The 21,957-nt window shown below is 60.2% G+C and carries 15 protein-coding genes; 6 read left to right on the forward strand and 9 right to left on the reverse strand.

The annotated features are described in order from the left end of the window. Positions 1-93: 93 nt before the first annotated feature. Positions 94-2,088: an alpha-1,4-glucan--maltose-1-phosphate maltosyltransferase gene (locus tag AC1Q8Q_RS18940; protein ID WP_492615354.1), complete on the reverse strand. Its 1,995-nt coding sequence runs from the start codon at positions 2,086-2,088 to the stop codon at positions 94-96. Between the two features lie 205 nt (positions 2,089-2,293). Between AC1Q8Q_RS18940 and AC1Q8Q_RS18945 the strand changes: the two genes are divergently transcribed. Then, a complete protein-coding gene (locus AC1Q8Q_RS18945) occupies positions 2,294-2,461 on the forward strand; it encodes a hypothetical protein (protein ID WP_020800108.1) in 168 nt (55 codons plus the stop codon). Between the two features lie 515 nt (positions 2,462-2,976). On the opposite strand, the gene AC1Q8Q_RS18950 is transcribed toward AC1Q8Q_RS18945, so the two are convergent. Beyond that, positions 2,977-3,480 carry an MgtC/SapB family protein gene (locus AC1Q8Q_RS18950; protein ID WP_168758047.1) on the reverse strand — a complete coding sequence of 168 codons (504 nt, stop codon included), beginning with the start codon at positions 3,478-3,480 and terminating at the stop codon, positions 2,977-2,979. A gap of 136 nt (positions 3,481-3,616) precedes the next feature. Between AC1Q8Q_RS18950 and AC1Q8Q_RS18955 the strand changes: the two genes are divergently transcribed. The 3 genes from AC1Q8Q_RS18955 (at position 3,617) to mapR (ending at position 7,002) form a co-directional block, all read left to right on the forward strand. After that, entirely contained in the window at positions 3,617-3,850 is a 234-nt protein-coding gene (locus tag AC1Q8Q_RS18955; RefSeq protein ID WP_020800105.1) for a DUF3203 family protein, read from the forward strand. 195 nt (positions 3,851-4,045) lie between these two features. Further along, positions 4,046-5,476 carry a cytochrome c oxidase accessory protein CcoG gene (gene ccoG / locus AC1Q8Q_RS18960; RefSeq protein WP_033042692.1) on the forward strand — a complete coding sequence of 477 codons (1,431 nt, stop codon included), beginning with the start codon at positions 4,046-4,048 and terminating at the stop codon, positions 5,474-5,476. Between the two features lie 116 nt (positions 5,477-5,592). Then, entirely contained in the window at positions 5,593-7,002 is a 1,410-nt protein-coding gene (gene mapR / locus AC1Q8Q_RS18965) for a GntR family transcriptional regulator MpaR (RefSeq protein WP_020800103.1), read from the forward strand. Between the two features lie 90 nt (positions 7,003-7,092). Here mapR and AC1Q8Q_RS18970 read toward each other — a convergent pair whose 3' ends face one another. The 7 genes from AC1Q8Q_RS18970 to tpx all read right to left on the reverse strand — a co-directional run bounded on the left by AC1Q8Q_RS18970 (position 7,093) and on the right by tpx (position 20,068). After that, a complete protein-coding gene (locus tag AC1Q8Q_RS18970; protein ID WP_020800101.1) occupies positions 7,093-7,839 on the reverse strand; it encodes an SDR family oxidoreductase in 747 nt (248 codons plus the stop codon). 90 nt (positions 7,840-7,929) lie between these two features. Next, positions 7,930-10,011 carry a putative bifunctional diguanylate cyclase/phosphodiesterase gene (locus tag AC1Q8Q_RS18975; RefSeq protein ID WP_033042689.1) on the reverse strand — a complete coding sequence of 694 codons (2,082 nt, stop codon included), beginning with the start codon at positions 10,009-10,011 and terminating at the stop codon, positions 7,930-7,932. A gap of 269 nt (positions 10,012-10,280) precedes the next feature. Next, on the reverse strand, positions 10,281-11,762 hold the full coding sequence (locus AC1Q8Q_RS18980; RefSeq protein ID WP_020800099.1) for an efflux transporter outer membrane subunit: 1,482 nt from the start codon (positions 11,760-11,762) through the stop codon (positions 10,281-10,283). Then, positions 11,759-14,866, reverse strand: coding sequence for an efflux RND transporter permease subunit (locus AC1Q8Q_RS18985; protein WP_168758046.1), 3,108 nt, complete (start codon positions 14,864-14,866; stop codon positions 11,759-11,761). Before AC1Q8Q_RS18985 ends, AC1Q8Q_RS18980 begins: the two co-directional genes overlap by 4 nt. Before the next feature lie 115 nt (positions 14,867-14,981). Beyond that, on the reverse strand, positions 14,982-18,077 hold the full coding sequence (locus AC1Q8Q_RS18990; RefSeq protein ID WP_033039776.1) for an MdtB/MuxB family multidrug efflux RND transporter permease subunit: 3,096 nt from the start codon (positions 18,075-18,077) through the stop codon (positions 14,982-14,984). After that, on the reverse strand, positions 18,074-19,390 hold the full coding sequence (locus AC1Q8Q_RS18995) for an MdtA/MuxA family multidrug efflux RND transporter periplasmic adaptor subunit (RefSeq protein ID WP_492615355.1): 1,317 nt from the start codon (positions 19,388-19,390) through the stop codon (positions 18,074-18,076). The genes AC1Q8Q_RS18990 and AC1Q8Q_RS18995 overlap by 4 nt, the downstream gene beginning before the upstream one ends. Before the next feature lie 177 nt (positions 19,391-19,567). Continuing rightward, positions 19,568-20,068, reverse strand: a complete 501-nt coding sequence (gene tpx, locus AC1Q8Q_RS19000) for a thiol peroxidase (protein ID WP_020800095.1) — start codon at positions 20,066-20,068, stop codon at positions 19,568-19,570. 336 nt (positions 20,069-20,404) lie between these two features. On the opposite strand from tpx, the gene AC1Q8Q_RS19005 reads away from it, so the two are divergent. Next, positions 20,405-20,830: a YciI family protein gene (locus AC1Q8Q_RS19005; protein WP_020800094.1), complete on the forward strand. Its 426-nt coding sequence runs from the start codon at positions 20,405-20,407 to the stop codon at positions 20,828-20,830. Positions 20,831-21,159: 329 nt separating this feature from the next. Then, positions 21,160-21,951, forward strand: a complete 792-nt coding sequence (locus tag AC1Q8Q_RS19010; RefSeq protein ID WP_492615356.1) for a hypothetical protein — start codon at positions 21,160-21,162, stop codon at positions 21,949-21,951. The last annotated feature ends 6 nt before the right edge of the window (positions 21,952-21,957 follow it).

Below are 21,957 nucleotides of genomic sequence, written 5' to 3' on the forward strand. Positions count from 1 at the left end.
TCTGCGTGGGAATGCCTCAAGGGACGCTCTGCGTCCAGTGACGCGGAGCGTCACGGGCTGCATTCCCACGCAGAGCGTGGGAACGATCTTGGGCTAGGGGGTAATTCGCCAGATCCCGAACGGCTGATACGCCGGATCGATGCGCATGAACTGGTACTTGCCGTGCCAGGTCCAGCGATGGCCGTTCATCAAGTCTTCGCCCTGGGTGCTGGCATCGTCCGGCAAACCCATCTCCCACAGCGGCAACTCGAAATTCGCCTCCTGCACGTTGTGCGGATCGAGGTTGACCGCCACCAGGATGAAATTGCTGCCATCGGCGCTACGCTTGCCGAAGTAGAGGATGTTGTCGTTCCAGGCGTTGTAGACCTTCAGTCCCAGGTGCGTGTGCAGCGCCGGGTTTTGCCGGCGGATACGATTGAGCTGGGCGATCTCGGCAATGATGTTGCCGGGGGCGTTGAAGTCCCTGGGTCGGATCTCGTACTTCTCGGAGTCGAGGTATTCCTCCTTGCCTGGAATCGCCGCCGACTCACACAATTCAAAGCCGGAGTACATGCCCCACAACCCCGAACCCATGGTTGCCAGGGCGGCGCGAATCAGAAAACCGGGACGGCCGGAATCATGCAGGAACGCCGGGTTGATGTCCGGCGTATTGACGAAGAAATTCGGCCGGTAGCACTCGCGCCATGGCGACTCGTTGAGTTCGGTGAAATAGGTGGCCAGCTCCTGCTTGGTGTTGCGCCAGGTGAAGTAGGTGTAGCTCTGCGAATAACCGACCTTGCCCAGCCGCGCCATCATCGCCGGAGTGGTAAACGCTTCGGCAAGGAAGATCACGTCAGGGTACAGCGCCCGCACATCGGCGATCAGCCATTGCCAGAACGGCAACGGTTTGGTGTGCGGATTGTCCACGCGAAACAACTTCACGCCCTCCAGCACCCAACCCACGACGATATCGCGCAACTCGATCCAGAGGCTGGGAATCGCCTCGACGGCATAAAAATCGACATTGACGATGTCCTGGTATTTTTTCGGCGGGTTCTCCGCGTACTTGATCGTGCCGTCCGGCCGCCAATTGAACCAGCCCGGATGTTGCTGCAGCCATGGGTGGTCCTGGGAACATTGAATGGCAAAATCGAGGGCAATTTCCAGACCATGATCAGCCGCGGCTGCGACCAGGCGGCGGAAGTCTTCGCGGGTGCCCAACTGCGAATGAATCGCCTCGTGCCCGCCCTCTTCACTGCCGATGGCATAGGGGCTGCCGGGATCGTCGGGACCGGCGGTCAGGGAGTTGTTCGGGCCTTTGCGATAACTGCGACCGATGGGGTGGATCGGCGGGAAGTACAACACGTTGAAGCCCATGTCCTGGATCATCGCCAGCCGCGAATGCACGTCATTGAAAGTACCGTGGCGCGCGGGATCGTCGGTGATCGAGCGCGGGAACAGTTCATACCAGCTGGCGAACTGCGCCAGCTCACGTTCCACATCGACCGGGTACTCCGGGCTCAGGCTCAGGTAGGCACGATGATTGGCCTGGGCCATCAAATCAGCGCTACGAGGGTGCAGAAACAGTGCAACCTGCTCGGTTTCAAGCAGCCCCGACAGTTCGTGATGCAAGGCTGCCAATTGCTCACTCAATTGACCTTCGGTGCGTTCGGCGGCTTGCTGAACGTGAAGGCGACCTTCTTGCAGTTCCAGGCTGACAGGCACGCCCGCAGTGTGCTTTTTCTCCAGTTCATAGCAAAAGCTGGCGAACTGATCGATCCAGGCCTCGATACAGAAAACATGACGCCCCTGCGCCTGCACGCGAAACTGCCCCTGCCAGCCATTATTACCCAGCTCGCTCATGACCTCGCTATGCCAGGCCTCATCGCCATCGGCCTGCCAGCGTATCCGCACGGCCAGTTTGTCGTGACCGTCGGCAAAAACCTTGCTGGTCACCACCACATCCTGGCCTTCCACGGCCTTGACGGCGAACTGCCCGCCATCCAGGGTCGGCATGGTGTTTTCGATTACGATTCGCGGCAATAACAACGCTTGTGACAGTGGAATGTGCGGGTTGTAGCTCAACTCACCAGGTTTTTCAGCCGTCATCGAGCATCTCTCCTTACGCCCCAAGGACGCTCATGTCTGCAATTGTCATCCACATCGGTCAGTCCCTCACCGAATGAACTCACTTAGGTTCCGAGCGACGGGCGTCGGGAAAAGTTCATCGGCAATTGGCTGGAATCAAATCCTTTACACAGTGGTCAACCAACTTAAGCACGACTCACGCCATGTGCCACTGGAGGTATGAACAATGAACAATCCATTCCCGGCAGAAACACCCGATCCGAACATCGACAACCCGGTGATACCACCCAGCGATCCGCAGCCTGTGCCTGAGCAGGACCCTCCGGGGAGCAATCCGCCACCCAGGGAAGAGCCGCCTACGACAATGCCACCGGTGATTGTGACCCCTGAATGAAGACAGTTGATCGGTCCCCCTGCCGCGCTGGGGGACCGATCGAAGGAATAGTCCGAATGACGTTTCCGGCGAACGTGTAGTACCGGTCCTGAATTGGATTTTTTTGCCCAGGCGGCGCTTTACGGGAATTTGCCCAGGGCTTTACATAGCAACTACTTCACCCCCCTTGAGTACGGCCAGCCATGAACACCTTTTTCGACGGCAGCAGATTCACCGAAAGAGCAAGCGCACGGCAAAACACGCTTATTCGTGAACCCATCGTCGACGGCTGGCCTCACTTTGAAAATCTTCAATTACGAGTTTCTCTGCTTCCATATCGAACGCAGTCTTCAAGAGGACACTAGAAGCTCGATACTCAAGGAACTGGAGAATCAGCTAACCCATCGTGACTTCGACTATAGCCAGCATGAACTTCACGACTGTAGGAGCGAGCATGCTCGCGAAGATCGTGAACGATAATGCTGGTAGCCAGGCACCCCGAGGCGGTCTTGAGTTTTTCGCGAGCGTGCTCGCTCCTACAGTTGGTCTTTGTCTTTATCCAGCATCTTCACGATTATGGGCATCACGCCAAGAATCACCAACGCCAGCAACGTGCTCAACACCGCCGTGGCTTCCTTTCCCAATCCCGCAGACACCCCGATCGCGGCAGTCATCCACAAACCGGCGGCGGTGGTCAGGCCTTTAACGTGGCCTTCGTCGCCTTCCTGGTTTTTCAGGATGGTGCCGGCACCGAGGAAGCCGATCCCGGCGATCACCCCCTGGACGACCCGGCTCATGGCATCCGCCTGGGAGCCGGACATTTGTGGCACCAGTACGAACAACGCCGCGCCCAGCGCCACCAGCATGTGGGTGCGCACCCCCGCGGCCTTGCCCTTGTGCTCGCGCTCGAAACCGAGAATGCCGCCCAGTACCGCGGCCATCAACAGGCGCACGGTGATGCGGGTCAATTGCGAGGCATCGCCGATGTCGGCGAACTCGGCTTGCAGGGTTACCCAGACTTCGTGCCACCAGGCATTCATGGCGAATTCCCTTGTAGAGAGCTTTGCAAATGGGTCATGGAGGATGGACCGCGCCGACCATTAATCAGTTGCACAGAACGATGCTCGATGCCGAAAGCCTAATGTTTCATCCATCGTAAAAAACCAGGAATACGCCATGACCGTACGCATTGAGAACCAGACTTGCTTCTTTATCACCGCAAACGGCGAGGAAATTCGCCTGTGTCCCGATGTGACTATCATCACCGACGGGGAAAAAGCCATGTCGGCGGTCGATCTCGACGGCCAGCGCATCTACATCACCGAAGCAGAAGCGGACGCATTGACCGTAGCAGGTGCGGTGGATGGTCGCCGGCATTTGAAAGCGACCGACAGTGATTCGGTGATTTGACTGCCCTGGATCAATAAAGCCCGAAAACGTCTGGCATAGGTCCCCCGGCCCCGCAGCGCCAGCTGCTTCAACTTGTCGCAGGCGGGGGTAGCGAGCCCATCTGATCCGGTTTTTAAAGCAATACCTGAGTCTGTTATGCAAACAGATCGGCGCTCATAGTGCTCCTGCCTGATGGAGGCTGATGAGCGAAAGACCATGAGCGATAGAATCCCCGTCCGAACCCTGGAAAGCGCCCCCGTAGTCAAGACTTTCGAGCCCTCGCGTCCAAAGATGAAGGCCAAGTCCAGCGACAACCTGATCCACACCCGCAGTTTTACCGGCCTGTTCCGATCCCTGCGCATCAGCGGCGCGGGTTTTCTGTTCCTGCTGTTCTTCGGCACCGTATGGCTGAACTGGGGTGGCCGCCAGGCGGTGCTCTGGGACCTTTCCGAAAGTAAATTCCACATTTTTGGCGCGACGTTCTGGCCACAGGATTTCATCCTGCTCTCGGCGCTGCTGATCATTGCCGCGTTCGGCTTGTTCGCGATCACAGTGTTCGCCGGCCGCGTATGGTGCGGCTATACCTGCCCGCAGAGCTCCTGGACCTGGATTTTCATGTGGTGCGAGAAGATCACCGAAGGCGAACGCAACCAGCGGATCAAACTGCAAGCGGCGCCCTGGGGACTGAACAAACTGCTGCGCCGCTCGGCCAAACACACCCTGTGGCTGGCCATCAGCCTGTTGACCGGCCTGACCTTCGTTGGCTATTTCACGCCGATCCGCCCGCTGGCCGAAGAACTCCTGACCTGGCAAATGGGTGGCGTCAGCCTGTTCTGGGTGCTGTTCTTCACCGGTGCCACCTACATCAATGCCGGCTGGCTGCGTGAAGCGGTGTGCATGCACATGTGCCCGTATGCGCGATTCCAGAGCGTGATGTTCGACAAGGATACCCTGACCATTTCCTACGACGTGGCTCGTGGCGAGCACCGTGGCCCAAGAAAGCGCGAGGTCAAGCCGGCCGAGGTCGGCCTGGGTGACTGCATCGATTGCCAGCTCTGCGTGCAGGTCTGTCCGACCGGCATCGACATTCGCGACGGTTTGCAGATGGAATGCATCGGTTGCGCGGCATGCATCGACGCCTGTGATTCGATCATGGACAAAATGGGCTACGAGCGCGGGCTGATCAGCTATACCTCGGAGCACCAACTGCAAGGCGGCAAGACCCGCCTGTTGCGGCCACGATTGATTGGTTACACCGCCGTGTTGCTGGTGATGATCGGTGCGCTGGTCGTTGCGCTGATGGAACGGCCGATGGTGTCGCTGGACGTGAGCAAGGATCGTGGACTGTTCCGTGAGAACAGCCAGGGGCAGATCGAAAACATCTACAGCCTCAAGGTCATCAACAAGACCCAGCAACGCCAGGACTACCGCCTGACGCTGGTGGATGGCGATGGTTTCCAACTACAGGGCAAGACGGACTTGAGCCTGGCGCCGGGTGAGATTGTTGATGTTCCCGTGTCGGTGGCGATGACCACGGAGCGGCCGGGCAGCAGTTCGCAAAGCATCGCCTTCAAGATCGTCGACAGCGATGAGCCGGGCATCTTCAGCGAGGCCAAGAGCCGGTTTGTTGCACCAATGAACCGTTGATCCCTTAGACTGCAGTGCGCCATTCGCGAGCAGACGCCGCATCGTTCTTGTGGGAGCGAGCCTGCTCGCGAAGAAGTCACCTCGTCTTTTCTGAAAGACACCAATCCGGGCATACGATGAAACGCTACGAAAAATTCGCCGATGACATTGCTGAACTGATCCGCACCGGCGTTCTCGGGCCCGGCCAGCGTGTGCCGTCGGTGCGCTATGCCAGCCAGACCCATGGGGTAAGCCCGTCAACGGTGTTCCAGGCGTATTACTTGCTTGAGCGTCGCGGCCTGATTCGCGCCCGACCGCGCTCTGGATACTTCGTCAACGCCCATGCACCACGGCCATTTTCCGAGCCGGGGATCAGCAGCCAGGTCAATGAATCCACCGAAGTCGATGTCAGCGAACTGGTGTTCTCGGTCCTTGAATCGATCAAGGACCCGAACACCGTAGCCTTCGGCTCGGCATTCCCCAGCCCGACCCTGTTCCCGCTGCAGCGCCTGTCGCGCTCCCTGGCCAGCGCTGCCCGAGACATGGACCCGCGCATGGTGGTCACCGACATGTCGCCGGGCAACCCGCAATTGCGCCGACAAATTGCCCTGCGCTACATGGTGGGCGGCTTGATGCTGCCCATGGAAGAATTGCTGATCACCAACGGTGCGTTGGAAGCGCTGAACCTGTGCCTGCAAGCCGTGACACAACCCGGCGACCTGGTAGCCATCGAGGCCCCGGCGTTCTACGCCTGCCTGCAAGTGCTCGAACGCTTGAAACTCAAGGCCGTGGAAATCCCCGTGCACCCGCGCGACGGCATCGACCTCGGGGTGCTCGCGCAAACCCTGGAACGCCACCCGATCAAGGCCTGCTGGTGCATGACCAGTTTCCAGAACCCCATGGGCGCGACCATGCCCGAAGCGAAAAAGCGCGAACTGGTGGAATTGCTGCGCGTCCATCAAGTGCCGTTGATCGAGGACGATGTCTACGCCGAACTCTATTACGGTCAGCAGGCACCGAAACCGGCAAAGGCCTTTGATACCGAAGGACTGGTGATGCACTGTGGGTCTTTCGCCAAGAGCCTGGCCCCGGGTTACCGCATTGGCTGGGTCGCCGCCGGGCGGTATGCACAGAAGATCGAGCGGTTAAAACTCATGACCTCCCTTTGCGCTTCGATGCCTGCCCAGGCAGCCATTGCCGACTATCTGCAGCACGGGGGTTATGATCGGCATTTGCGCAGGTTGCGATATGCCCTGGAGGAACAGCAAAGCGCCATGCTGTCGGCCATCGCCCGCTATTTCCCGGCGCAGACCCGCGTCAGTCAACCCGCTGGCGGCTACTTCCTCTGGCTGGAATTACCCGAGCAGATGGATTCGCTGAAGTTGTTCCAGATGGCGTTGGCGCAAGGGATCAGCATTGCGCCGGGACCGATTTTTTCGCCAACGCAGCGCTTCAGGAATTGCATCCGGTTGAATTATGGGAGCCCCTGGGATGAGGCTTCGGAGAAGGCGATGGAGACGCTGGGGCGGATTGTAAGATCCTTCTAAAAGCAAAGATCGCAGCCTGCGGCAGCTCCTACAAGGAAATGCAATCCCATGTAGGAGCTGCCGCAGGCTGCGATCTTTTGATCTTGATGTTTACCGGCCGCCGCCAAGGTCGACAAAGGTCCCGGTTGCATAGGACGCTTTATCCGACAACAACCACACAATCGCCTCCGCCACCTCATCCGGGCGCCCGCCACGGGCCATTGGAATCGCCGACTCCAGCTTGCTGACCCGATCCGGATCGCCGCTCAGGGCGTGAAAATCGGTGTAGATATAGCCCGGACGCACGGCGTTGACCCGAATCCCCTCACCGGCCACTTCCTTGGACAGGCCAATGGTGAAGGTGTCGAGCGCACCCTTGGAGGCTGCGTAGTCGACGTATTCGTTGGGGGCGCCCAAACGCGCGGCGACCGAGGATACGTTGACAATGCTGCCGCCCTGCCCGCCGTGCTTGGGCGACATGCGCAAGATGGCGTGCTTGGCGCAGAGGACTGGCGCCAACACATTGGTCTTGAGAATCTTGAGGATGCGGAATTCGGACATTTCGTCGACCCGGGATTTTTGCCCCACGGTGCCGGCGTTATTCACCAGCGCGGTGACTCGACCCAGCTCGCTGTCCACCCGGTTGAACAAAGCGACGACTTCGTCTTCGATGCTGACGTCGGCGCGCACGGCGATGGCTTGGGCACCCAATGCGCGGACCTGGTCCAGCACCGTTTGCGCCGCCTGCTCATCGGACTGGTAGTTGATGCAGATCCGATAACCTTGCCTGGCGGCCAACAGCGCAGTGGCGGCACCGATACCGCGACTTCCACCGGTGATGACGATGACTTTGTCCATGCCCACTTCCCCCTTCAAACCTATGCAGTCGGGGGGAAGAATAACCGCCATTTGCGGATTTTGCATGGCACCGTCATCGGGCCCGCCAGATCAAGCCAGTTCCAATTGCTCGCTGCGGTGGATTTCCTTCATGAAGCGTTCCGCCGGCAGCGGGTGCCCCAGCAAATAACCCTGCAGCGAATCGCAACCGAGCTGAGTCAGGAAGTCCTGCTGCGAGCCTGTTTCGACGCCTTCGGCGACAATCCGCAAGCCCAGTGCCTGGCCGAGGGCGACAATGGCTGAAACGATGGCGGCGTCGTCGCTGTCACGCTCCAGGTCGCGGACGAAACCGCGGTCGATTTTCAGCTCGTTGGCCGGCAGGCGCTTGAGGTACATCAAGCTCGAATAGCCGGTACCAAAATCGTCGATTGACAAATCAACGCCCATATCCGACAGCTCCTGCAGCACCGTCATGCTGGCATCGGCGTCGCTCATGGCCGTGGTCTCAGTGATCTCCAGGGTCAGGCTGTTGGCCGGCAAATGGTGGGTGGCCAGCGCCTTGGCGACGCTCTGCACCAGGCCCGCGTGGCAAAACTGCAACGCCGAGAGGTTAACCGCGATGCGCCAGTGGGTGTAGCCGAGCACATACCATTCGCGCATCTGGCGACAGGCTTCGTTGAGGACCCATTCGCCGATGGGAATGATCAGCCCGGTTTTCTCCGCCAGCTCGATGAATTTGTCCGGCAGCAGCATGCCCTGGGTCGGATGCTCCCAGCGCAGTAACGCTTCAGCGCCCACCGGACGGCCGTTGTGAGCGTCGAATTTGGGCTGGTAGTGCAGGCTGAACTCGTTCTGGTCCACGGCATTGCGCAGGTCTTGCAGCAATTGCAGCTGCTTGCGCGCGTTGCTGTTCATCGAGACATCGAAAAAACTGTAGCCGTTCTTTCCCGTCCCCTTGGCGTGATACATCGCCGCATCGGCATTCATCAGCAATTCATGAGCCGTCTGGCCATTGCCCGGATACAGGGCGATGCCGACACTGGCGGATATCTGCAGATCATGCTCGGCCACCCGGAATGCCCGGGCGATCAAGCTCACTTGCCGGGCTGCGAGGTTCATCGCGTCATCCGGTTCGCTCAATTGAACGAGCAGCACGAACTCATCGCCGCCGATGCGTGCCAGGGTGTCCTGGCCACGCAGGTCTTCGCGCAGGCGCAAGCTGACTTCACGCAGCAACTGGTCGCCCATATGGTGACCGAAGGCGTCATTGACCGGCTTGAAGCCATCGAGATCGATGAACATCAGCGCCAGGCAACCACCGTCGTTGTCGACCCTGGAGATCCCCTGATCGATGCGGTCGGCCAGCAACATCCGATTCGGCAGACCGGTCAGGGTGTCGTGCAAGGCCAGTTGGGTCAGTTCGCGGTTGGCTTCGGTCAGCGACTGGGCAAGACTGGCGGTACGGGCTTCCAGGCGCGCATCGAGGATCGAAGTCAGCAAGGCGATGCTCAATACCGCCAGGGTGGTGATCAGCACCAGGTTGTCGAGGCCGTTGCCGCTCAGGCCATTGGCGGCTGCGCCGCAGAAGCTGCCTGCGGGGAACTGCGCGGCGGCCATACCGGTGTAGTGCATGCCGACAATGGCAATGCCCATCAGCACCGCCGCGCCACCGCGGATCAGGCGCACATAAGGCGCGTGCTGGCGCAGGCGGAACGCAATCCATAGTGCTGCGCCGGAGGCGACTACGGCTATGAGCAAGGATGCGCCGAACAGCGTCGGGTCGTAGTCGATTCCCGGCTGCATGCGCATCGCCGCCATGCCGGTGTAGTGCATGGCACTGATCCCGGCGCCCATGACCAGCGCACCGAACGCCAGCTGCCAGGCCGGTAACTGCGCCTGGCTGACCAGCCACAGGGCGAAGCCGCAGGACAGGATGCCGATCAACAGCGACAGCAAGGTAATAGAGAGGTCGTACCCCAGGTCGATGGGTAGCTTGAAGGCGAGCATGCCGATGAAATGCATCGACCATACGCCGATGCCCATGGCGAACGCACCGCCGGCCGTCCAGCAATGCACCGCCCGGCCCTTGGCCGTGGCAATGCGCCCGGTCAGGTCGAGTGCAGTGTATGACGCGAGAATTGCCACACAGAGCGAAATGATGACCAGCGTTGGGGAAAAGCTACCGATGAGCATGGAGATGACTCGCAATCACCTCCGTACTGCTTCCATTCTCGAAGGTGTAAATCCGAGGGATTGTACTGATTCCAAATGAGAACGCACTCACAAAATGAGCAAAAGGCCAGCAAGGCGATGAAACGCTTGTTTTAAGGTTTTACATTAACTCCATCGGCACATGTTAATCCCTGTAGGAGCTGCCGCAGGCTGCGATCTTTTGATCTTGTTTTTGAAAAGCAACGTCAAAAGATCGCAGCCTGCGGCAGCTCCTACAGTGAGGGGTGGCGTCAGGGGTTATCAGTCACCTGAAGTTGCCCGTCCCAGCCGCCACCCAGGGCCGCAATCAACTGCACGCTGGCGATCAGGCGGCTCTGCAACAGGTCCAGGTTACTGCGTTCATTGCTCAAAGCCGCGGCCTGGACCACCACTACATCCAGATAAGCGATCACCCCCGCCTTGTACTGGTTCTCGGTCAGTCGCAACGACTCACGGGCTGCGTCCAACGCCTGTTGTCGCACCACGGCTTCGTCCTTCAGCACCTTGAGCTGGACCAGATAGTTTTCCACCTCCCGGAAACCGTCGAGTACAGTCTGGCGATATTTGGCCACGGTTTCGTCATAGGCTGCTTCGCTACGGTCCACTTCCGCCGAACGCTGCCCACCGTCGAACAGGGTCATTGCCAGTTGCGGGCCGACCGACCAGAAACGGTTCGGCAGGCTGAACAGGTCTTTCGACGTGCTGCTGCTGTAGCCACCGTTCAAACTCAGGGTCAGGTCCGGGTAATAGGCGGCCTTGGCCACGCCGATGTTGGCGTTGGCGGCGATGACCGAGCGTTCAGCCGAAGCAATGTCAGGCCGGCGTTCCAGCAGTTGCGAAGGCAGGCTCAGCGGCACCTCGGGCAAGGCTGGGATCGTTTGTGTTTCCGCCAGGCTGAATTCGGCCGGTGGTAAGCCGATCAGCACCGCGATGGCGTTTTCCAACTGCGCGCGTTGCCAGATCAGATCGACCATGTCTGCCTCGGTGCCCTTGAGTTGCGTCTGGGCCTGGGCCACCGCGTCCTTGCCGGATACCCCGGCACGGTACTGGTTTTCGGTCATTTTCAGCGAACGCTGGTAGGCCGCGACAGTCGCTTCAAGCAAGCGTTTCTGCTCGTCGATCACCCGCAACTGCAGGTAGTTCTGCACCAGCTCCGACTGCTGGCTCAGGCGCATCGCCGCCAGGTCGGCAAAACTCGCTTGGGCATTGGCGGTGTCGGCTTCAAGACCACGGCGCAACTTGCCCCAGACATCGGCCTCCCAACTGACCCCGGCCTGGGCGGTGTAGGTGTCTCGAATACCGCTGGACGAACTGGTCAGGCTGGAACTGCTACTGCCGGTACCCTGGCTGGAGCGGTTTTTCCCCAGTGTCAGGTCCACCGTCGGAAAAAACGCGCCACGGGCGCTACGTACCAAGGCCTGGGCCTGGCGGTACTGGGCTTCGGACTGGGCAACGGTCTGGTTGGCGCTGTTGAGCTTCTCGATCAAGCCATTGAGTTGCCGGTCGCCGTACAGCTCCCACCACGCACCGCGAGCCAGGGAATCGCTCGGGTTGGCCTGGCGCCAGCCGGCTGCTTCCTTGTACTGCGCAGGTTCTGCGGTTTGCGGGCGCTGGTAATCCGGGCCGATGGCGCAGGCACTGAGCATCGCGACGCACAGCGACAGGCTCAGCAACCGCGACCCTCGAGCGCTGATCAGCGGTGCAGCCAGGTTGAATAGCGAACGGTCAGTCATAGCGGAGTTTCCAAAGCAGCATCGGTACGCACCCCACGCCAGTGGTTGAAGCGATGGCGCAGTTTGTCGAGATAGAGATAGACCACCGGGGTGGTGTAAAGGGTCAGCACCTGGCTGAAGATCAGTCCGCCGATGATGGTCAGGCCTAGCGGTTGGCGCATTTCCGCACCTTCCGCGCGGCTCAGCAACAGCGGCAAGGCGCCGAGGATCGCGGCAAGGGTCGTCATCAAAATCGGCCGCAAACGTTGCAGGCACGCGTTGCGAATCGACTCCAGCGGCGCCATGCCCTGATGCCGCTCAAGCTGCAACGCCAGGTCGATCATCAGGATGGCGTTCTTCTTCACCACGCCGATCAACAGGAACAGGCCGAGCAACGAGATCAGGCTGAACTCACCGCCCAGGGCGTAGATCGACAGCAACGCGCCGACACCCGCCGAAGGCAAGGTGGACAGAATGGTCAGCGGATGAATGTAGCTCTCATATAGCACGCCCAGCACCAGGTACACCGCCACCAGCGCGCCAAGGATCATCCACGGCTGGCTTTTCTGGGTCGCGGCGAAGGCATCGGCGGTGCCGGCCATTTTCGCGATGACGTCTTCCGGCAGGCCCACCAAAGCAATCGCTCGCTCGATGGCGGCACTGCCCTGCTCCACGGTCACGCCTTCGGCCATGTCAAAGGCGATGCTTTCCGAGGCGAACTGGCCTTCATGGCTAACCCGATCGTCTGCCAGGCTGTTCTCGTAATGGGCGATGGTCGACAGCGGAATCCGCGCGCCGTCCGCGGTGATCACCTGCACCTGTTTGAGCGTGATCGGGTCCTGGGCGTACTTGGGATTGACCTCCATCACCACCTGATACTGGTTGAGGCTGTCGTAGATGGTCGAAATCTGCCGCTGGGCATAGGCGTTGTTGAGCACCGCCGTGACCATCGCCATGTCCACGCCCAGGCGCTTGGCCTGGTCGCGATCGACGATCAACTTCACCTGCTGGGCGCCCCGGCCTTCGCGGGCATCGATCGCGGTCAGTTCCGGTAGCGCCTTGAGCGCCGTCAGCACTTTTGGATACCACTCGCGCAGCGCCCCCAGGTCACCGCTTTGCAGGATGTAGGAATATTGCGACGAGGTCTGTTCGCGGCCACCGCCGAACTGCAGGTCCTGGTCGGCCATCAGCATCAGTTGCGCACCGGCAACCTTGGGCATTTCCTTGCGCAGGCGTTCAATGACCTTCTGCGCGGAAAGGTTGCGTTCCTTGATGGGTTTGAGGCGCACCAGCATGAACGCGTTGTTGGTGCCGTTGCTGCCACCAATGAAACCGGCGACGCTTTCAACGGCTTCGTCCTTGAGCACGGCGCGGCGGAAGGTTTCCATTTTCGGTTGCATCACGCTGAACGACAAACCGTCATCGCCACGCACGAAACCGATCAGTTGGCCAGTGTCTTGTTGAGGAAGAAATATTTTAGGAACAACAACATACAGCGCAATATTCACGCCAATTGTCACGAATAAGCTGAGCAAGGTCAGGCGACGGTGGCGCAACACCCAGTCAAGGCTGGTGGCGTATTTACCGACCATCCATTCGTTGGCCCGCTGACTCCAGCGCTGCAGGCGGTTTTCCTGGCCTGGCGTGTGCGGCTTGAGCCAGCGGGCGCAGAGCATCGGCGTCAAGGTCAGCGAGACCACCAGCGACACCACGATAGCCGCCGCCAGGGTGATGGAGAACTCGCGGAACAGGCTCTCGATGATCCCGCCCATGAACAGGATCGACAGGAACACCGCCACCAGCGACACGTTCATCGATAGCAGGGTAAAGCCGACTTCCTGGGCGCCGAGGTACGCCGCCTTCATCGGTCGTACACCCGCGTCGATATGCCGAGAGATGTTCTCCAGCACCACGATGGCATCGTCCACCACCAGCCCGGTGGCCAGGATCAACGCCATCAGCGACAGGTTGTTCAGCGAGAAGCCATAGAGGTACATCACGGCAAAGGTGCCGACCAGCGATACCGGCACCGCCAGGGTCGGGATCAGCGAGGCGCGAAAGTTGCCGAGAAACAGGAACACCACCAGGATCACCAGCGCCACGGCGATCAGCAGGGTCATCTCCGCCTCGTGCAGCGTGGCCTTGATCACCGGCGAGCGGTCCATGGCCAGGTTCAGTTTGACGCTGGCCGGTAGCACGGCCTGCAACGCCGGCAACTGGGCCTTGATCTCGTTGACCGTCTCGATGATGTTGGCACCGGCCTGGCGGTTGATCACCAACAGTACCGCCGAATCGTTATTGAAGAAGCCGCTGTTGTAGCGATCCTCGACGCCGTCGCTGACCTTGGCCACATCCTTCAGGCGCAGGGCTGCGCCGTCCGCGTAGTGGATGATCAGCGACTCGTAGTCCTTGGCTTTTTCCAGCTGATCGTTGGCCTGTACCTGCCACAAGCGTTGATCGTCTTCGACCGAACCCTTGGGCCGGCGCACGTTGGCATTGGCGATGGTGTTGCGCACATCGTCCAGGGCCACGCCGTACTGGTTGAGCGCCTGGGGCTCAAGTTCGATGCGCACCGCCGGCAGGGAGCTGCCGCCGATCTGCACTTCGCCAACGCCCTGCACCTGCGACAGGCTCTGGGACAGGATCGTCGAGGCCAGGTCATAGAGCTGGCCTTTTTCCAGCACGTCCGAGGTCAGCGACAGCACCATGATCGGTGCCTGGGACGGGTTGATCTTCTTGTAGGTCGGCATGCTGCGCATCCCGCTGGGCAGCAGGTTGCGCGAGGCGTTGATCGCCGCCTGCACTTCCCGCGCCGCGCCGTTGATGTCGCGGTCGAGGTCAAATTGCAGGATGACCCGGGTCGAACCCTGGCTGGAGCGGCTGCTCATGGTGTTGACCCCGGCGATGGCGCCGAAGGAACGTTCCAGCGGGGTCGCCACCGTCGAGGCCATGACCTCGGGGCTGGCGCCCGGCAGGCTGGCCTGCACCACGATCACCGGGAAGTCCATTTGCGGCAGCGGTGAGACCGGCAACAGGCCGAAACTTACACCGCCCAGGAGCATAATGGCCAAGCTCAGCAGCATGGTTGCGACCGGGCGCTTGATGAAAGGTCCCGAGAGGTTCATTGACCCACCTCTGTGGGAGCGAGCCTGCTCGCGAAGAGGCCTGCACGTTCAACATCTATGCTCACCGACCCACCGCTTTCGCGAGCAGGCTCGCTCCCACAGGTTGTGCATGCCGTCATACCGCCGTCTCCTGAACGTCGGTTTTGCCAAAACGTCGACCGAGGCGGTCGAAGTACAGGTAGATCACTGGCGTGGTGAACAGGGTCAGCACCTGGCTCAACAGCAAGCCGCCGACCATCACCAGGCCCAGCGGCTGGCGCAGTTCCGCGCCGGAGCCAGTGGCCAGCATCAACGGCACCGCGCCGAACAAGGCCGCCAGGGTGGTCATCAGGATCGGCCGGAAACGCAGGAGGGCCGCCTGGTAGATCGCCGTTTGCGGGTCCATGCCCTGATTGCGTTCAGCGTCGAGGGCGAAGTCGATCATCATGATCGCGTTTTTCTTCACGATACCGATCAGCAGGATAATGCCGATGATCGCGATCATCCCCAGGTCATTGCCACTGAGGATCAGCGCCAACAACGCGCCGACGGCCGCCGAGGGCAAGGTCGACAGAATGGTGATCGGGTGGATATAGCTCTCGTAGAGCACGCCCAGCACGATGTACATGGTCACCACCGCCGCCAGGATCAGCAGCAAGGTGCTCGACAGCGACGCCTGGAACGCTTCAGCCGCGCCCTGGAACTGGGTCTGCACGCCGATCGGCATGCCGATGTCCTGCTGCACCTGTTCGATGATCTCTACCGCATGCCCCAGCGCCACGCCGGGGGCCAGGTTGAACGACATCATCACCGCCGGGAACTGGCCGATGTGAGTAATCGCCAGTTGCGCCTGGCGCTCTTCGACGTGCGCCAGGCTGGACAGGCGCACCTGCCCGCCATCGCCGGTCTTGACGTGGATCTGGTCCAGCGCCTGTGGGCCGATCTTCTCGCCGGACTGCGATTGCAACACCACGCGATACTGGCTGGCCTGGGTGTAGATGGTGGAAATCTGCCGCTGGCCGAAGGCGTCGTACAGCGCGTCGGTGATGTCCGACACCGATACCCCGACCCGCGACGCGGCGTCGCGATCAATCACCAGGTAGACCTGCAAGCCCTTGTCCTGCAAGTCGCTTGCGACATCGGTCAGTTCTGGCCGCTGGGCCAACGCTTCGACCAGGCGCCCGCTCCACAGGGTGAGAAGTTCGGAATCCGGCGACGACATGCTGAACTGGTACTGCGTTCGGCTGACCCGATCCTCGATGGTGAGGTCCTGCACCGGTTGCATGAACAGGCGAATACCGACCAGTTTGTCCAGTTCCGGTTGCAAGCGAGCGATCACTTGCATCGCGCTCAGGTCTCGGTCGCTGTGGGACTTGAGGTTGATCAGCAGACGGCCGCTGTTGAGCGTCGAGTTGTCACCGTCGACGCCGATGTAGGACGAAAGGCTCTCCACCGCCGGGTCAGCCAGGATCACCTTGGCCAGTTCCTGCTGACGTTCGCTCATCGCCGCGAAGGAAATCGACTGCGGTGCCTCGGAAATGCCCTGGATCACCCCGGTGTCCTGCACCGGAAAGAACCCCTTGGGCACCACCATGTACAGGAACACGGTCAACGCCAGGGTGGCGACGGCCACCAGCAACGTCAGCGGCTGATGCTTGAGAACCCACGTTAACTTTCGCCCGTAAGCTGCGATCATCCAATCAATTGCCGCGCCACTGGCTCGATAGAAACGGCCCTGCTCCGCTTCCTTGGGTTCACGCTTGAGGAGCCGCGCGCACATCATCGGCGTCAGGGTCAGGGACACCACCAGGGAAATCAGGATAGCCACCGCCAGGGTGATGGCGAATTCGCGGAACAGCCGCCCCACCACGTCGGCCATGAACAACAACGGGATCAGCACGGCTATCAGCGACAGGGTCAGGGAGATCAGGGTGAAACCGATCTGCTTGGCGCCCTTGAGCGCCGCGTTCATCGGGCTGTCGCCCTCTTCGATGAACCGGGAAATGTTTTCCAGCATCACGATCGCATCGTCCACCACAAAACCGGTGGCGATGGTCAGGGCCATCAGGGTCAGGTTATTGACCGAGAAGCCGGCGAGGTACATCACGCCGAAGGTGCCGATCAACGACAGCGGCACGGCCACCGACGGAATGATCGTGGCACTGGCCCGACGCAGGAACAGGAAGGTCACCATCACCACCAGGGCGATGGCGATCAGCAGTTCGTGCTGTACGTCCGTGACCGAAGCGCGGATGGTCTGGGTGCGGTCGGTGAGCACCGTGACGTCAAGGCCAGCTGGCAGGTTGTCGGTAATGCTCGGCAGCAAGGCCTTGATCCGGTCAACTACCTCGATGACGTTGGCCCCGGGCTGACGCTGGATGTTCAGCAATACGGCCTGGTTTTCGTTGGCCCAGGCTGCAAGACGTTCGTTCTCGGCACCGTCGACGATCTCCGCCACGTCCTTGAGCCGCAGCGGCGCGCCGTTGGCGTAGGCCAGGATCAGGTTGGCGTAGTCTTTGGGCGAGGTCAGTTGATCGTTTGCATCGAGCATCGAGACCCGGGTCGGGCCGTCGAAGTTGCCCTTGGGCTGGTTGACGTTGGATGCGCCGATCAGGGTGCGCACGTCCGCCAGGTTCAGGCCGTTGGCCGCCAGGGCCTCGGGATTGACCTTGATCCGCACGGCCTGGCGCTGGCCGCCCGCAATGCTGACCATGCCGACGCCGCTGATCTGGGCGATTTTCTGCGCCATGCGGGTGTCGACCAGATCATTAAGCTTGGGCAACAGCATGGTCTTGGAGGTGATGGCCAGGGTCAGTACGGGGGTGTCGGCCGGGTTGACCTTGTTGTACACCGGCGGTGCCGGTAGATCCTTGGGCAGCAAATTGGTCGCGGCATTGATGGCCGCCTGCACCTGCTGTTCAGCGACGTCCATGTTGATGTCGAGGCTGAAACGCAGGGTCAGCACCGAAGCGCCACCGGAGCTGGTGGACGCCATCTGGGTCAGGCCGGGCATCTGCCCGAATTGTCGCTCAAGCGGCGCGGTCACGGCGCTGGTCATGACATCCGGGCTCGCGCCGGGATACAGGGTCATGACGCGGATGGTCGGGTAATCGACCTGAGGCAAGGCCGACACCGGCAACAAGCGATAGGCAATTACGCCAGCCAGGATAATGGCCAGCATGCTCAGGGTGGTCGCTACCGGGCGAAGGATGAACAGCCGCGAGAGATTCATGCGCCGCCCTTTTTCGCCTTGTCCGCAACAGCCGGCTCAGGCGCGTTGGCCGCCGATTTACCCTGCAGGTGGCCTGCGGGACTGGTCGGGACTTGCTGCGGCTCATTGACCACTTCCACGTCGCTGCCGTCCTTGAGGCGGTCGGTGCCTTCCAGCACCACACGATCACCGGCGGCAAGGCCTTCGGTGACCACGGTGTTTTCGCCGTCACTGGCGCCGATCTTCAGTTGGCGGATCTTGACCTTCTTGTCGTCGTCCAGGGCATAGACGAACGTGCCGTTGGTGCCGAACTGGATCGCCGCCGATGGCGCAAGCACCACGCCTTTGAGGGTGTCCGCCAGCAGGCGCACATTGACGAACTGGTTGGGGAACAACGATTGGTCGCGGTTCTCGTATCGTGCCTTGAATTTCAGGGTACCGGTGGTGACGTCGATCTGGTTGTCCAGGCTCTGCAGTACGCCGGTGGCTTGCAGCTTGGTATCACCGCGATCCCAGGCTTCGGCCGGCAGTTTGGCGCCGCTGCGATAGCGTGCCAGCACCACATCGAGACTGTTTTCCGGCAAGGTGAAGACCACGCTGATCGGTTGGGTCTGGGTGATGATGGCCAGCGCCGTGGTGTCGTTGGCCGCTACCAGGTTGCCAACATCGAGCTGGCGCAGGCCGACGCGTCCGGTGATGGGAGCGCGGATCTTGGTGAATTCGAGGTTGAGCTTGGCGTCGTTGACCGCCGCCTGATTGGTCTTGACCGTGCCCTGGAACTGACCGACCAGCGCTACGGCGGTGTCCAGGGTCTGCTTGGCGATGCTGTCCTCGCGGTACAGGCCGGTATAACGCTCGACATCCACCTGGGCATTCTTCAACTGCGCCTGGTTCTGCAGCAAGGTACCTTCAGCCTGGAGCAAGGCGTTCTGGTAGGGGCGCGGGTCGATTTCTGCCAGCAAATCGCCAGCCTTGACCATCTGCCCTTCCTCGAAATAGATCTTCATCAGCTCACCGCCGACACGGCTGCGCACGTTGATGGTGTTCAGCGCCGTCACCGTACCCAGCGCCTTGTAATACAGCGGGAAATCCCCTGTGACCGCTGGCGCAACGCGCACCGGAACCGGCCCTGCCGCGCCACCGAATCCTGGTCGCATCCCGCCTGACCTGCCAGTGTGGCCGGCCACGGCTTTTGGCTGCGCACCCTCTTTCGGCGCAGCGCTGCCTGGCCAGAACTTCCAGCACAGGGCAGCGATGACCAACAGGACAAGCAGGCCAAACAGCCAGCGACGGGGACTACGGGAAGCAGAGGATTGCATTGAGTGATCAACCATTGGGCGCGTGGGCTTTATTACATGAGGCTGAACGATAAGCACTGGCGGGTCTGAAGCAAAGCGCCTTTACCGGCAATTTACCTTCGGCTTACGTAACAGGAGATATATCCAAGACACTGAAACACAAATGAAAACGGCCTGGACAGGGCCAGGCCGTTAACAATTGTAAAACCGTACTTATTTCAAGACAGCGAGTGCAGCCTCGTAGTTCGGCTCATCAGCGATTTCCTTGACCAGTTCGCTGTGCAGCACGTTGTCGTTCTCGTCCAGAACCACCACGGCACGGGCGGTCAGGCCCTTGAGCGGACCGTCGGCGATGGCAACGCCGTAGTTCTCGATGAACTCGGCACCACGCAGGGTCGACAGGTTCTGCACGTTTTCAAGGCCTTCGGCGCCGCAGAAACGGGCCTGGGCGAACGGCAGGTCAGCGGAGATGCACAGCACAACGGTGTTGTCGACGCTGCTCGCCTTGGCGTTGAACTGGCGCACGGAAGTGGCGCAGGTCGGGGTATCGATGCTTGGGAAGATGTTCAGCACTTTGCGCTTGCCGGCAAAGTCTTTCAGGGTGACGTCGGACAGATTGCCGGCAACCAGGGAAAAGGCTGGCGCCTTGGAACCGGCTTGAGGCAGTTGGCCGTTGACTTGAACCGGGTTGCCTTTAAGAGTGACTTGAGCCATGAACGGAGTCCTTCTGAACGTTGGTGTAGAGAATCTTGAAGAGGCAGAAGTTAACCACGAAATGCTCCGGCGACCTATGGGGTGGATACAAATTGTCATGTGTCGGTGCACAAACCCGGCGCACGCCGCACTTCCCCGTAGGAGCTGCCGCAGGCTGCGATCTTTTGATCTTGATCTTCGATGCACCTTTCAAAAGCAACATCAAAAGATCGCAGCCTGCGGCAGCTCCTACAGGGTTCGGTGGGGTATCCAGGAATATGTTGACCCATCGCTGTCGATTCAGCCGGTGATCCTTCGACTATAAGTGAACAATTCCACTCCAGCGGAGACTACACCATGCGTTTCATGATCATCATCAAGGCAAGCAAAGACTCCGAAGCCGGCATCATGCCCAGCACCGAACTGCTGACGGCCATGGGCAACTACAATGAAGAACTGGCCAAGGCCGGCATCCTCCTCGCCGGCGAAGGCCTGCAGCCGAGCAGCAAAGGTGCCCGTGTACGTTTCGAAGGAGACAAGCGCACGGTGATCGACGGCCCCTTCGCCGAAACCAAGGAACTGATCGCCGGCTACTGGCTGTGGCAAGTGAAATCCAAAGAAGAAGCCATCGAATGGGTCAAGCGCTGCCCCAACCCGATGCCAGGCACCGAAGCCGAAATCGAGATACGCCAGGTGTTCGAGCTGGAGGATTTCGGCGAGGAATTAACGCCCGAGTTGCGCGAGCAGGAAGAGCGGGCATTTGGGCTGGGGAAGAAGTGCTGAGATTTCACTATCGATCCTCATGATGACAGCTGGGTAGCGGAGTCTGGATAACCTTGATCCTCCTTCGCCACCTCTACCGACTTCCTACAAAAAAACCACAAGCCCGCCATTGGCTCATACCGATGACGGGCTTGGTGTTTTCCAACCCATTGATTGGCATTAACTTTTCAGTACAAGAAACCAAAGAATTAATCCCTTGGACTGGCTAACCCCCATTTTGCTGCTAGTTTCAAGAGACGTGTCCTACAGACTTCATGGCAAAGAGACTACGTCGTAACGGCCACCAAGTGCCGGGTTGTCCAAATGAGCCACCATGGAATTGGCGAATCATGACAAACAAAATGGGGATCCACGCCTGTCTTTTGGTGGCTTCGCTTGCGATTGTTGTGTGCGCCCAGGCGGAAAATGCCGAGACCGCCAACAAAAGCAACAACCCGCTGAACTTCGCGCCAGGCATGAGCGCTCAGGACTATTACACGCCCAGGTACTACGACTCCAATATTCATACCAATGACCTGCTGATACGCGGCACGCTGCCGATTGCGCCCAACGATTACATCGGCGTGCCGCAATTGATCCGCGCCACGGCGCCAATCAGTACCCACCCGGACCCGAACAGTGGCTACAGCACCGGCGAAGGTGACCTGAACCTGTTCGATATTTTCCTGGTGAAGACTGAAGGCGTGCAGTTGGGCATCGGCCCGATGATAACCGCCCCCACTGCCGATCAGGACGAACTCGGCACGGGCAAATGGCAAGGCGGCCTCGCTGCAATCGCCATCGACTCTTCGCCACGGGGGCTGCTGGGCGCGCTGGTGCAATACCAGAGTTCGTTCGCCGGTGACAACGACCGGCCCCACGTCGAAAGCGCAACGATGCAACCCTTCATCATCCATAACCTGGAAAAGGGCTGGTACCTGCGCTCCACCGGCATCTGGACGTTCGACCTGAAGAACGACACCCACTACATCCCACTCGGCTTGGGTGGTGGCAAAGTGTGGAAAGACGGGTCCAATATCCTCAACGCCTTCATCGAACCGCAATGGACCGTCGAGAAGAAAGGCGATGGCATGCCGCAATTCACGCTGTTTGTCGGCCTCAACGCCACCTTCGGCAAATAAGGAACT

It is taken from the genome of Pseudomonas sp. GW823-FHT06B06 (assembly GCF_058795195.1).